Genomic DNA, 12,385 nt, shown 5'->3' with positions numbered 1-12,385 from the left:
CTAGCCCCTCCTTTAAGACATAAAAATTTTAAAGGTATACCTTATTAACCCAATGATATATGCACCAACAACCCCAAATACAATCACACTTCCTGCCAGTTTAAACATATTTGTCGCAATCCCTAGAACAATCCCTTCACTCTTATGTTCTAAAGCAGCGCTTGCCATAGAATTTGCAAATCCTGTTACCGGTACCGCTGATCCTGCTCCAGCAAATTGACCGATTTTATCATATACACCACATCCTGTTAAAATCGCGGATAATAAAACAAGCGTTGCAACAGTTGGGTTTCCTGCCTCTTGTTCACTGAAGTGAAAATAATGTATATAAAATTTCATCAATACTTCTCCAACTGTACAAATGAGTCCACCTACAAGAAATGCTTTGATACAATTTAGTAAATAGTTTGGCTTTGGATGATACTCCTTCACTTTATTTATGTAATCATCCTTCAATTTCTGACTCGTCATTTATATACTGCCTCCTACTTTACGAAATAAATCCAGTGAAACAACGAGCCTATTACTTTCCCAAGTACAAGAGCAACGAGTAAAACAATAATCTTCCCCTCTATCCCTACTCGTTTCGCTAAAATAGGTAGAACATTTAACACCTCTGTTAATGCCGCAGCGAGCATTCCAATGAACGTACCACAAAATAGCCCTAATATAACGAGCCAATATTGCGACGTTTGAAATGTAATGTTTTTCAAACTGCACCAAGCCCCTGTTAAAGTACCTGCAATGACTGCCCACTCAAAATATTGAATATGCTTTCCACTTCTCGTTAATTGAGCTAAACGGGGGATTATACCAAGTACAGCTAAAAATGCGACATATCCGCTACCTACCGCTATCCCTCCAGCTAAACCAATTAAAATAACAAATCCAGACTCAATCATCGGCAAGTTGTTTCATATTATCCTTGTTTTCATTAACGATTACATATTGATCAAGCGACTGTTGGTATTGAAACATCTCAACTTCTAACGGACTCGGCTCTTCATTAATTCGTTTTTGAAATACATGATTAAAGAATAGAACCATCCCTAAGCCAAGACCTACAGAATAAGGAATTTGAAATAAAAGTGGCTGTGCATTAAATTCTCCAGTAATCATGTAATATAACCGTTGATGTACTTGTTGCATACTTACATCCTCATGGAAATAAATGATTGCAAGAGCTGCTCCAATAAAAAGTAATAACCATACAAGTCCAAAGAAAACTGGGTGCACTTTCTTTTTTTCATAAATAATTTCAACAAGAGTTTGTCCAGAACCGAGTAAATTAATTTGTATGTGAGCCGCTTTTCGCCTAATGATCTCAATTATCTTCATAACATCAATTACAACATGCGTCTTATCGTGTGCTGTTATTTTGTAAACAATCTCATTTTGTAACGCTTCAACTACGAAAGCATCTCCAGCAAGCTGAGCAACATCACCTAGCTTCACTTCATACGAAGGAGAAACTTTTAAACGATTGCGCATTTTAATATAAATCGTTTGTTCCAACTTTCATTCACCCCTTCACTCTTCCTCGTAGTTGTAGTATGGTTATTGAATTTTTTTCTAATACAATTTTTTCATAAAAAAACATCTGCACCATTTTGGTACAGATGTTTTTTACTTATGCCTTTTTCTTAAATAAGTTTGCAATACTTAATGCAAGCCCTCCCCAAATGACTACGATTCCAATAACCATCATCATAATCGCTGATCCACTCATTATGAAACACCTCGATCTTTCCATTCTTTTTCAAGCTTGGCAGAATCCGAATGAATTTGTGCATCCCATTTTTTCAGACCAATGATTATTGCAACTATGAGGAATGCTGCTGCTATCGACCAACCATACGTTACAACAAACTCAGTCGGATAATCTCCATAGTTCTTTTTAATATTTTGGATTGTACCATCAATTAGCATATACCCTAACATAAGCGGAGTAATAACGAGTAAACTCACTCTCCAAAACGTTCCTAATTTAATATCAGATACAAAGTTTGCATGATTTTGATAAACTGGTAAACGACGTAAAATGAGCCCTATCGTAACTACTTCCGCAAGTGCAATTGTAATTAATCCGAAATTATTAGCGAAATAGTCGACAACATCTAAGAACATAAGCCCACCACGTGTTGCAAAAACAAGAGAAACTAACACGAGAAGGGTTCCCATAATTCCAATAGTTTTTTCCCGACTTAAACTGAATTTTTCAGATACAGCGGCAAAGCATACTTCCGCGAGTGAAATAAGTGATGTAATTCCAGCAACCGTTAACGATAAGAAAAATAAAACACCAAACAACGGTGACATCGGCAATTCATTAATAATTTTGGGAAATACTACGAACGCAAGCCCAACGCCAGCACTTGCTACTTTATCAACCGGTACTCCCATATTATTTGCCATAAATCCAAGAGCTGCAAAGACCCCAATACCTGCTAATAATTCAAATCCTGAGTTTGCAAATCCAGTAATAAAGGCATTATTTGTTGTATCCGAGTTTTTCGGTAAATAACTAGAATACGTAATCATAATTCCAAATGCTAAAGATAAACTAAAGAATATTTGACCGTAAGCAGCAAGCCATACTTTCCCATCAAAAATACGACTCCAATCTGGTTTAAAGAATGCATCTAGTCCTTGCATAGCACCTTCCATCGTCACTGCACGAACAACGATAATAAGGAACATAACAACTAATAAAGGAATAAATATACGGTTAACAACTTCGATTCCTTTTTTAACTCCTTTAAATGCAACGCCAAGCACAATAATCCAAACGAGAGCTAACGGAATTAATACTTCTGGTACAAGTCCTCCAAATTGTCCTGGCTTATCTGCAACATGTAAGTACTCTTTAAATAAAAATGATTGCGTGTCTTTTCCCCATGCTCCAGTAATTGCAAAGTATGTATACGATATAGACCAACCAATAATCACTGCATAATATGTTGAAACGATAAATGTTACGCACATTTGCCACCATCCAATAAATTCTGCACGCGGGCTAATACGGAAAAATGTAAGTGGTGCTGAGCCACGATGACGATGACCAAGGGCAAACTCAAACGCTAACAATGAAATACCAGTCGTTAATAATGCAAATAAATACGGTAAAAAGAATGCTCCTCCTCCATTTTCATACGCTGTATAAGGAAAACGCCATATGTTTCCTAATCCAACGGCAGATCCGACCGCTGCGAAAATAAATCCAGCCCTCGTTCCCCATTGTTGCCTCGTTTCCATTTTTCCTTCCCCCTTTATGACAAGTTCATACTTGGATTATATTTTAAATTGACTAAATTATAAATAAATTCTGTTAATTTTTACGAAAATTAACATCGCTCTCCTATTAACGGCATAAAAAGATCGAATAGACAATTATTCGTCTATTCGATCTTTCATCTGTTTTAATATTTTCTTTTCAAGTCTTGAAACTTGTACTTGCGAAATGCCTATGCGCTCGGCTACTTCTGACTGTGTTTGATCTTTATAGTAACGCAAGTATACAATTAAGCGCTCTCGTTCATCTAGTTCTCTAATCGCTTCTTTTAAAGCAATTTTATCGAACCATTTCGTTTCAGATTGATCTGCAATTTGATCTAAAATAGTGATTGGATCTCCATCGTTTTCATATACAGTTTCATGTATAGATGAAGGGGCCCGGCTCGCTTCTTGTGCTAGAACAACTTCCTCTGGCGTTAGTTCTAGTGCCTCTGCCACTTCATTAATCGTTGGAGCCCTTCCGAATTCTTTCGAAAGCTCATCTCTCATCTTTCGAATTTTGTTTCCTGTTTCTTTTAAAGACCTACTAACTTTCACTGATCCATCATCGCGTAAGAAACGTTGTATTTCACCAATAATCATTGGAACTGCATATGTTGAAAATTTCACGTCGAAAGATAAATCAAATTTATCTACCGATTTCAAGAGCCCAATACATCCAATTTGAAATAGGTCGTCTGGTTCGTATCCTCGATTAAGAAACCGCTGTACAACCGACCAAACGAGGCGCATATTACTTTGAACGATTGTATCTCTCGCTTGTTGATCTCCATCTTGACTTTTTTGAATTAACGCTTTTAGCTCGTGGTCCTTTAACTGAGGTTTCTTCTTCTCATTTTTGACCTCTATGTCCATAGGCTATTCTCCTTAATTGCATAGAGCGTTACTATTTGATAAGTATTTTGTCAAATGGATTGTTGTCCCGAAAGATTCGTTTGAAATAACTTCTACTTCATCCATAAAATTTTCCATGATAGTAAATCCCATTCCGGAACGCTCTAATTCAGGTTTAGTTGTAAAAAGGGGTTGTCTCGCTTCATCTAAGTTAAAGATTCCAATCCCTTCATCTCGAATCGTGAGTTTCACCATTGCTTCTTCCAAAATTACAGAAATATAAACAATACCTTCTGCATTTCCTTCGTATCCATGAATAATTGCATTTGTAACCGCTTCTGACACAACTGTTTTAATCTCCGTTAATTCTTCCATCGTTGGATCTAGTTGTGCAATGAAAGCCGCCACTGTAACGCGAGCGAATGATTCATTTTGACTTAATGCTGAAAATTGAAGGTTCATTTCATTTCTCATCTATGCCACCCCCAACGTCGCGAGCGCGTGCGCTTCACTTTCTTCTAAGCGAACGATTTTGAATAAGCCCGACATTTCAAATAAACGCTTAACAGGCGGTGAAATTGCACAAACAACCATTTCTCCACCTAATCCCTTTACGTGTTTATATCGGCCTAATATAACACCTAGACCAGAACTATCCATAAACGATAAGTTCTCTAGGCTCAAAACAATATGATGAACACCATGTGTCTCAATCATATCTGTTACTTTCGTTCGCAACTCTTCAGCCGTATGATGATCTAATTCACCCTCTAGTCTCACACATAGGACGTCACGTTTTACTTCTAATTGCATGGAAAGACTCACACGATTTCCTCCTTATGCTCAAACTTTACTTATTCACATACATAAAGATTTTCGTGATATAAAATAAGAATCCTTCCTGCTGACAAAAGAAGAACTATTTCGTCATAAAGTGAAACCTTTCAGCATTATTCACTTACATACGAATAGAAAAGCGGCAAAATATTTGCCGCTATTTTGATGTTGAAAACATCCCAAAACTTCTTTTAAATAACTCCCACCAGCTCGCTGCAGCAACATCTTCTTTTGCTATAATTGTTTGTTTTAATAAAACATCTTTATCTTTTTTTATAACAAGGGTGCCAAGCGCGTCACCTTTTTTAATCGGTGCTTTTACTTTCTTTTCAGCAATTACTTCTTGTTTTACCTTGTCCATATTCTCGCCCTTCTTCATAAGAAGAGAAACATTATCTGACGCAACTAAATCTACTTTTTCTTTTTTCCCTTTTCCTACTTGAACTGTCTTAATTTTTTCGCCGCGCATATACAATTTCTTTGTCATATATTGTCCAAATGCATAGTCAAGAAGTTTTGTCACTTGGTTGTTCCGTTCTTTTGATGTTGGTGCTCCCATGACAACTGAAATGACACGCATACCATTTTTTTCAGCCGATGCTGTTAAACAATATTTCGCTTCTGTCGTAAAACCTGTTTTTACTCCATCTACGCCAGGATAAAAACGTACTAGTTTATTCGTATTAACGAGCCAAAACTTTTTATCCGTATCTTCACGTAAATAATCTTCGTACTTACCTGTGTATTTACGAATAAGTGGATACTTCATCAATTCTCTCGCCATTATAGCCATATCATTTGCTGTCGAATAATGGTCTTTGGCCGGAAGACCTGTTGGATTTAGAAAATGTGTATTTTTCAGCCCTAAATCTTTCGCCTTTTTGTTCATCATATTTACAAATCCTTCTTCTGAACCTGCGATGTGCTCGGCTACTGCAACAGATGCGTCATTTCCAGATGCAATTGCAATACCCTTTAACATCTCATTTACAGTCATCTCTTCCCCAGGTTCTAAAAAGATTTGCGATCCACCCATTGAAGCTGCATGTTCGCTTGCTCTAACTTTATCGGTCAGTTTTAGTTTTCCTTTTTCAACTTGTTCCATAATTAAAAGCATTGTCATAATCTTTGTCATACTAGCAGGTGGTAATTTTTCATTTGGGTTTTTATCAAATAAAACTTTACCTGTATCTTGCTCAATTACGATTGCTGACGACGCTTGTTCCGCTAACTTCGGCGTTGTTTCTTCTGTTTTCTCCTGCTTCGTTTTTTCAGATTGCGCAAAACTCACTGAAGTTCCAGAAAGCAATAACATGAAACAAACAAGTATTCCAAAAACTCGCTTCATGACTAACCCTCCATTCTATATCAGACCTATTTTTTCCAATTCTCCTTTTTTTAATACCAATTTTTTCTATTATTTTCAGTTGACAAATACATTCGTCCCCTATATTGTATTAAGTGTATTACATATAGTAGTACACTTAATACATATGAGGAAGGAGACATTGCTCTTGCATATTCAACTTGACCCAAGAAGCAACACTCCGATATGGGAACAAATTGTTCAAAATATAAAAGAACTCGTATTGAAAAACATGTTGGCTCCAAGTGATAAACTTCCTTCTGTACGCGAACTCGCTTCTTTACTCGTTATAAATCCAAATACAGTGAGTAAAGCGTATCAAGAGTTAGAGCGACAAGGAATTATTGAAACGTTACGAGGAAAAGGAACATTTGTATCCCAATCGATTACCCCAACATTAGACGAAAGGAAAATCGCTATGGTTGAAAAGCAATTTCATCAATTACTATTAGAAGCCTCTTATCTTGGTATTACGAAAGATAAAATTCATGATTGGATAGATTCATACTATAAAGAGATTGGAGGGAATACGGATGTTGAAAGTGACAAGCTTGAAGAAAACAATTGATAATCAAACAATTTTAGACGATGTTTCTTTCACATTACAAAGAGGTAGTATCGTCGGATTACTTGGAAGAAATGGTGCGGGGAAAACAACTTTATTACGAACGATAGTCGGCATTTTAGACCCAGATGAGGGAACTGTTACATATGAGGATATCGACATTCATAAGAATCCTGAAACGAAACAAAAAATCGTATATGTCCCGGATTCTACTAACATACTGAACGGTTATACAGTAAAAGAAATCGTGAAGTTTTATAAAGCAGTTTATACCGCATTTGATGAACCATATTTCTACGAACTACTAGAACGTTTCAACTTACCAAACAAACGAATTCGTAGTTATTCAAAAGGAATGAAGGCACTGCTTGCCATCATTTTAGCTGTTGCTGCACAGGCAGAATATATTATTTTAGATGAACCAACAAACGGACTTGATCCTATCGTTAAAAGACAGATTTTACAGTTTCTCGTTGGAGAAGTTGCAGAAAAAGAGATTACCATTTTCATATCTACCCATCATTTAGATGAAGTTGAACAAATTGCAGATACAATCATCATATTAAAAGGACATACCGTATCTTCTATTACATCACTAGACGATGCAAAATCACAATTTGCTAAAATTCAAGTTGCTTATGAACGATCATTACCTCAAAAACTAGAAAACTTAAGCAATATTAAAATATTAAATCAAACAGGAAAAGTATATACGATTTTAATTGAAGGAAATATAGCTGTAACGCTTGAGAAGTTTTATAAAGAGCAACCTATACTCATTGAAGAATTAACAATGTCACTTGAAGATATTTTTATCACTACATTTGAGGAGGATTCACATGTTTCATAAAGCTTTATGGATGAGGCAATGGAAGCAAGGAAAATATATAATTCTATTATTTTGGTTAACTAGTTTATATCAACTACCTTATAAATATTATCAAGAAGCGCAAATGCAACTAAAGCTATCAAAAATGAAGTTTGGTGACTATGCATATTACTACTCCTACTATTTTCAGACATCTGATGGTGCCGTCTTCTTTCAAGGAGCTACTCTAATTGCACTCGCTTGTCTTTTAATTGGATGGGAACGTAATAATCAATCAACTGATTTTCTATTCTCGATGCCTTTTAAACGAAAGGATATTTTTTTAACAAAATGGTGGCTTGGTGTTTTGAATATTATTATAGTACAAATTGTTTGCTGGATTAGCATGTACGGAATAAAGAACATGTCGTTTCACAATGAGTATCAAACCTTTGCTCCGTTCTATAGTTACTTTCTATATGCTACCGTTGTACTTATCGCTATTTATACATTCACCTTATTTATCGGGACTTTTACTGGACATATATTTTCTCAAAGTATTTTAACTATCATTCTATTATTTTTACCATACGGTTTTGGATGGTTAATTTCCGGATTCATTTATTCACACGCACAATGGTCTGTAGATGCAATCGGAGAAATAGAGCTCCATACTCATGAGTACTTACAACATATAGGTATCATTTCACCATTAGAATATTTTTCTATTACTTATGATTACCACCCGATAGAAACATTTGATGACTATGGCAATAAACTTCCCAGTGTATCACAGGACAATCCTACGGAGCGTATTTCTGTACCTTCTCCTTGGACACTATTAACACCATTTTCTTACATCATTACCTTTTTATCAATAGCAACCTTTCTATATACACGTACACCGAACGAACAAAGTGGAAAAATACTATTGTTTCCTAACTTGCAAAAATGGTTCATAATTTGCACTGTTCTATGCTTCGGACTACTTGGTGGTAGAATATTAGGCGGACGAGATGCACTTCTGTCTTATTATGTTGGATTTTTCCTATTCGCTACCATAAGTTACTTCATTTTTACACGTCTATTAAAATTGAAGTTTGCTTTTGTAGGGAAATAAATATGCATTAAGGTGGTGGATACATGTTTCCAAAAGCATCTTAGATGTGAAACTATAAACACGGAACAATGACATTAAATAGAAGCTGACGAAAAAGGTATATAATGACAAAAGAAATATGTTATGAATTATTTAACTCTTATATGAACTAAATAAAAAAGGCATTGCACAAGAGCAATGCTTTTTTATTATATATCCCGATCTAAATAAAGAGGTTATTTCACATTCTCTCTCCTATCCCCATACACCATCTCTTCTTTCATCCCAAATCCATCACCATTTTGCACAATTTGCTCTGTCGGTGCAACTACACTTTCGGCAATTTTCCATTCCCCACGCTCTTTTACGAATACTTGTAGAAAATAGTTCATGCCATCTAATTGATATGCATTTTCTTTTTTCACATTATAGTGAATCGCAATGTAGTACACTTGAATGTTTTCTTTCCCTATTTTTGATACGTATTGCGATAGTCTCGGTATATAAAGTGCTGCTTTCTGAAAAGATAGTTGCTTCGCTTTAACAAGCGATGAACTTGTTACATTACGTAATGTGTCCCGATTACGAATATTATCGCTATGGTGGAATAATACTGCGTTTTGCATAGAACGAACCCATAATTTTGAATATAAGACTGTATTATCATTTTCGATGTACTTCACTTCTTTTCGCACCACTTGGATAGGCGTATCTGCGTACGTGAATGTTTGAAAACAGAAAAAACTACCAAATAAAATGGTAAGTGCAGCAATATATTTCATAATCTTTCCTCCGATCTTTTAATTAAAGTATCGGAGTTTCAAAATATTTTTATTCAAAAGAAAAAGGATAGGAGTGCTTTCGCTTCCTATCCTCATTTATTATAATACGCGGCCAAATAGTTCTAAGACCATTTCTATTTCTTGGTCGCTCCAACCTTTAAATCTCTCTTTATAATATTCTTTACGCACAGCTTCAAGTTTTTCAGTTACTTCTCTTCCGTGCTCTGTAATTTCTAAGTACACGATTCGACGATCTGAATTAGAACGTTTTCTTTCTACTAATCCTTTTCGTACGAGACGATCTGTAACAGCTGTAATATGACTGGAGGTTACGTTTACTTCACTCGCAATTTGCGAAGCCATCTGTGGACTGTTTAAAAATAACGCACGTAATACAGAAAATTCATTATATGGCATATGTTCTGCAAAACGTGTATTAATATCATTTTGTAATAAACGTATCATTTTTCGAAATGATGCAGATAAATCTAAAATCAGCGTTTCTCTTTTTTCGTTCAATAGCCTCGTCCCTTTTTTATCATATTTACACATATTATAATCTATAAATACCTATGTTGTATATGCTTTCTTTCCTCAACATTCTCATTTATGTAACTTTTTTCATATAAATTTCTTTTTTGTTCACACATATACATATAAAAAGGATGGTGATGGAAAATGCAGGGTGGAATGAATCCTTATTTACACAACGTACGCACTGCTAATACTGGTAAAGAAGCTACTATTACTGTACAAGGAGAAGGTGTTGTAAAAGCAAAACCGAATGTTGTTATATTAACACTCGGCATTCGAACAGATGATAAAAATGTAAAACAGGCTCAAGAAGAAAATGCAGTGCAATCCAAACAATTGCTGGATGCACTTAAACAGCTTGGTATTGCCGATAAAGATATAGAGACGATTTCTTATACAATTACTCCTCAATACGAATATGTAAATGATAAAGCATTGCTACAAGGATACCGTGTAGAGCATTTGTATGAAATTACCGTTTTAAATGTACAAAAAGCTGGGGAAGTATATGATATAGCCGTTTCAAATGGCGCAAATGTAGCAAAAGGGTTACGTTTCCGAGTATCTCATCCAAATAAATATTATGAGCAAGCTCTCATTCAAGCTCTGCACCAGGCAGTAGAAAAAGCTCGTGCTATTGCGAGTACATATAATTTAAATATTAATCCTGTTCCCCTCTCATTCGTTGAAGAATCTGCCCAATTACCAAGGGAGGTTACGTCTTATGCTACTTTACATGCGCAAGCAGCTCCACCTATTCAATCGGGAGAATTAGAAATTATTTCAACAATACGGGCAATTTTTACGTATTTATAAATAATTTCATTTATAAGTAAACGTTATCATTTTCCTTGTTGTAAAAACATGATGTTCTGATATAATAAAGGACGGTGAGCTCTTACGAAAGAGATATCACGGGTGGGAGAGGGATATGAAAAAGAAGGTTTAACATGAAAGGAATACTTGAAAGAACATTTAAATTAGGTTTACACGAAACATCACCAAAACAAGAAGTTTTAGCTGGAGTTACGTCATTTTTCACGATCGTATATATTATGATTGTAAATGCGTCAATTTTATCCGATGCTGGCATTCCTCTTGAAGCTGGAATTTTAGCAACTGTTTTCAGTTCATTTGTCGGATGTCTACTCATGGCATTTTGGGCAAATGCACCTGCTATTCTTGTCCCTGGTATGGGTGTAAATGCATTCTTCACGTACACAGCTGTGCATACGCTTGGACTAACTTGGCAAGAAGCATTAGCTGCTGTCTTTATCTCTGGTATTATTTTTGCAATTGCCGCTTTTACACCAATCGCTCGCGTGCTATCAGTATCAATTCCAAAGTCATTAAAAGAAGCAATTACTGTCGGCATCGGATTATTTTTAGCGTTTATCGGATTGCAAAAAGGTGGTTTAGTCGTTTCGAACCCAAATACTGCTGTTGCAATGGGTAAATTAAGTAACCCTGTCGTTCTTGCGACCGTGCTTACTCTTATCGTTGCACTTGTACTATTTATTCGTAACGTACGTGGAAACTTTTTATGGACGATTGCAATAGGAACTGGTATTGCATGGCTATTTGGCCTTGTTGATACAAGTCAAATCGGAAATAGTTCATTCTCATTCGCTAATTACGGCGATGTGTTTGGAGCTATGTCATTTGGCAAACTTTCTTCCTTACCGTTTTGGATTGCAACATTCTCCTTAAGCATGGTGCTTATTTTTGAGAACATGGGACTTCTGCACGGTTTATTAGAAGATGACCGTAAATTCCCACGTGCTTACCAAGCCAATGCAATTTCAGCAATGACATGTGGTCTATTTGGCACAAGCCCTACCGTATCAACAGTAGAGAGTGCCGCAGGTATTACTGCAGGCGGAAAGACAGGTCTGACGTCTATCGTTACGGGGTTGTTATTCTTTGCATCATTGTTTGCACTTCCGTTTGTCAAACTAATTCCTGATAGTGCCATTGCACCAATCTTAATTATTATTGGCGGCCTGATGATTACAAGCATTCAGCAAATTCCTCTGAACGATTTTTCAGAAGGATTTCCAGCGTTCTTAATTATCGTCATGATCCCGCTCACATATAGTATCGCTGATGGCATTGCGTTCGGATTTATTGCTTACCCTATCTTAAAAGTTGCTCTTGGAAAGCGTAAAGAAGTCGCACCATCTATGTATATCATTACATGCTTATTCTTAGCTATGTTTGTATTACATGCTATTGGTTAAGAAAAAACACCGGGGAAATCCTCGGT

At 35.9% G+C, this 12,385-nt stretch carries 16 protein-coding genes; 5 read left to right on the top strand and 11 right to left on the bottom strand.

What is annotated here, in order from left to right:
• Positions 1 to 12 precede the first annotated feature (12 nt).
• The 9 genes from spoVAC to dacF form a co-directional block, all read right to left on the bottom strand.
• On the bottom strand, positions 13 to 471 hold the full coding sequence (spoVAC, locus tag BUA87_RS17115) for a stage V sporulation protein AC (RefSeq protein WP_000203808.1): 459 nt from the start codon (positions 469 to 471) through the stop codon (positions 13 to 15).
• A gap of 14 nt (positions 472 to 485) precedes the next feature.
• Positions 486 to 902 (bottom strand): stage V sporulation protein SpoVAB, encoded by a 417-nt coding sequence (spoVAB, locus tag BUA87_RS17110; protein ID WP_043352414.1) that lies wholly within the window; start codon positions 900 to 902, stop codon positions 486 to 488.
• Complete coding sequence (locus BUA87_RS17105; RefSeq protein WP_016512343.1) at positions 895 to 1,515, bottom strand: stage V sporulation protein AA; 621 nt, start codon at positions 1,513 to 1,515, stop codon at positions 895 to 897. Before BUA87_RS17105 ends, spoVAB begins: the two co-directional genes overlap by 8 nt.
• Before the next feature lie 115 nt (positions 1,516 to 1,630).
• Positions 1,631 to 1,729: a methionine/alanine import family NSS transporter small subunit gene (locus BUA87_RS17100; RefSeq protein WP_000016826.1), complete on the bottom strand. Its 99-nt coding sequence runs from the start codon at positions 1,727 to 1,729 to the stop codon at positions 1,631 to 1,633.
• Positions 1,729 to 3,255, bottom strand: a complete 1,527-nt coding sequence (locus BUA87_RS17095; protein ID WP_071713532.1) for a sodium-dependent transporter — start codon at positions 3,253 to 3,255, stop codon at positions 1,729 to 1,731. Before BUA87_RS17095 ends, BUA87_RS17100 begins: the two co-directional genes overlap by 1 nt.
• A gap of 135 nt (positions 3,256 to 3,390) precedes the next feature.
• Complete coding sequence (gene sigF, locus BUA87_RS17090; RefSeq protein WP_000350729.1) at positions 3,391 to 4,149, bottom strand: RNA polymerase sporulation sigma factor SigF; 759 nt, start codon at positions 4,147 to 4,149, stop codon at positions 3,391 to 3,393.
• 12 nt (positions 4,150 to 4,161) lie between these two features.
• The gene (gene spoIIAB, locus BUA87_RS17085) at positions 4,162 to 4,602 is read right to left on the bottom strand and encodes an anti-sigma F factor (protein WP_001243398.1); all 441 of its coding nucleotides are present in this window, start codon (positions 4,600 to 4,602) and stop codon (positions 4,162 to 4,164) included.
• Complete coding sequence (gene spoIIAA, locus BUA87_RS17080) at positions 4,603 to 4,953, bottom strand: anti-sigma F factor antagonist (RefSeq protein ID WP_000059135.1); 351 nt, start codon at positions 4,951 to 4,953, stop codon at positions 4,603 to 4,605.
• A 169-nt stretch (positions 4,954 to 5,122) separates the two neighbouring features.
• Positions 5,123 to 6,313: a serine-type D-Ala-D-Ala carboxypeptidase DacF gene (dacF, locus tag BUA87_RS17075; RefSeq protein WP_072940316.1), complete on the bottom strand. Its 1,191-nt coding sequence runs from the start codon at positions 6,311 to 6,313 to the stop codon at positions 5,123 to 5,125.
• A 166-nt stretch (positions 6,314 to 6,479) separates the two neighbouring features.
• On the opposite strand from dacF, the gene BUA87_RS17065 reads away from it, so the two are divergent.
• From BUA87_RS17065 to BUA87_RS17055, 3 genes are read left to right on the top strand one after another with little or no spacing between them, the layout of a single operon-like run.
• Positions 6,480 to 6,899 carry a GntR family transcriptional regulator gene (locus BUA87_RS17065; protein ID WP_000548027.1) on the top strand — a complete coding sequence of 140 codons (420 nt, stop codon included), beginning with the start codon at positions 6,480 to 6,482 and terminating at the stop codon, positions 6,897 to 6,899.
• Positions 6,865 to 7,746, top strand: a complete 882-nt coding sequence (locus BUA87_RS17060; protein WP_071713534.1) for an ABC transporter ATP-binding protein — start codon at positions 6,865 to 6,867, stop codon at positions 7,744 to 7,746. The genes BUA87_RS17065 and BUA87_RS17060 overlap by 35 nt, the downstream gene beginning before the upstream one ends.
• Complete coding sequence (locus BUA87_RS17055) at positions 7,736 to 8,824, top strand: ABC-2 transporter permease (protein WP_000468508.1); 1,089 nt, start codon at positions 7,736 to 7,738, stop codon at positions 8,822 to 8,824. The genes BUA87_RS17060 and BUA87_RS17055 overlap by 11 nt, the downstream gene beginning before the upstream one ends.
• A gap of 215 nt (positions 8,825 to 9,039) precedes the next feature.
• On the opposite strand, the gene BUA87_RS17050 is transcribed toward BUA87_RS17055, so the two are convergent.
• Positions 9,040 to 9,585, bottom strand: coding sequence for a hypothetical protein (locus tag BUA87_RS17050; RefSeq protein ID WP_000873787.1), 546 nt, complete (start codon positions 9,583 to 9,585; stop codon positions 9,040 to 9,042).
• 99 nt (positions 9,586 to 9,684) lie between these two features.
• The gene (locus tag BUA87_RS17045; protein ID WP_001003307.1) at positions 9,685 to 10,104 is read right to left on the bottom strand and encodes a MarR family winged helix-turn-helix transcriptional regulator; all 420 of its coding nucleotides are present in this window, start codon (positions 10,102 to 10,104) and stop codon (positions 9,685 to 9,687) included.
• Between the two features lie 159 nt (positions 10,105 to 10,263).
• Between BUA87_RS17045 and BUA87_RS17040 the strand changes: the two genes are divergently transcribed.
• Together BUA87_RS17040 and BUA87_RS17035 are read left to right on the top strand one after the other, a co-directional pair.
• Positions 10,264 to 10,935, top strand: a complete 672-nt coding sequence (locus BUA87_RS17040; RefSeq protein ID WP_001161449.1) for an SIMPL domain-containing protein — start codon at positions 10,264 to 10,266, stop codon at positions 10,933 to 10,935.
• A 134-nt stretch (positions 10,936 to 11,069) separates the two neighbouring features.
• Positions 11,070 to 12,359 carry an NCS2 family permease gene (locus BUA87_RS17035; protein ID WP_000676248.1) on the top strand — a complete coding sequence of 430 codons (1,290 nt, stop codon included), beginning with the start codon at positions 11,070 to 11,072 and terminating at the stop codon, positions 12,357 to 12,359.
• The last annotated feature ends 26 nt before the right edge of the window (positions 12,360 to 12,385 follow it).

Source organism: Bacillus sp. bc15, from assembly GCF_900142585.1.
Lineage (GTDB): Bacteria > Bacillota > Bacilli > Bacillales > Bacillaceae_G > Bacillus_A > Bacillus_A cereus.
The sequence above is the reverse complement of the archived record's forward strand: the minus strand, read 5'-3'. Positions and strand labels throughout refer to the sequence as shown.

Coding starts and splice junctions, on each gene's coding strand:
- BUA87_RS17060 (WP_071713534.1), top strand. CDS start 6,865: ATGTTGAAAGTGACAAGCTTGAAGAAAACAATTGATAATCAAACAATT.
- dacF (WP_072940316.1), bottom strand. CDS start 6,313: ATGAAGCGAGTTTTTGGAATACTTGTTTGTTTCATGTTATTGCTTTCT.
- BUA87_RS17055 (WP_000468508.1), top strand. CDS start 7,736: ATGTTTCATAAAGCTTTATGGATGAGGCAATGGAAGCAAGGAAAATAT.
- BUA87_RS17035 (WP_000676248.1), top strand. CDS start 11,070: ATGAAAGGAATACTTGAAAGAACATTTAAATTAGGTTTACACGAAACA.
- spoVAC (WP_000203808.1), bottom strand. CDS start 471: ATGACGAGTCAGAAATTGAAGGATGATTACATAAATAAAGTGAAGGAG.
- sigF (WP_000350729.1), bottom strand. CDS start 4,149: ATGGACATAGAGGTCAAAAATGAGAAGAAGAAACCTCAGTTAAAGGAC.
- BUA87_RS17050 (WP_000873787.1), bottom strand. CDS start 9,585: ATGAAATATATTGCTGCACTTACCATTTTATTTGGTAGTTTTTTCTGT.
- BUA87_RS17100 (WP_000016826.1), bottom strand. CDS start 1,729: ATGAGTGGATCAGCGATTATGATGATGGTTATTGGAATCGTAGTCATT.
- spoIIAB (WP_001243398.1), bottom strand. CDS start 4,602: ATGAGAAATGAAATGAACCTTCAATTTTCAGCATTAAGTCAAAATGAA.
- spoVAB (WP_043352414.1), bottom strand. CDS start 902: ATGATTGAGTCTGGATTTGTTATTTTAATTGGTTTAGCTGGAGGGATA.
- BUA87_RS17095 (WP_071713532.1), bottom strand. CDS start 3,255: ATGGAAACGAGGCAACAATGGGGAACGAGGGCTGGATTTATTTTCGCA.
- BUA87_RS17040 (WP_001161449.1), top strand. CDS start 10,264: ATGCAGGGTGGAATGAATCCTTATTTACACAACGTACGCACTGCTAAT.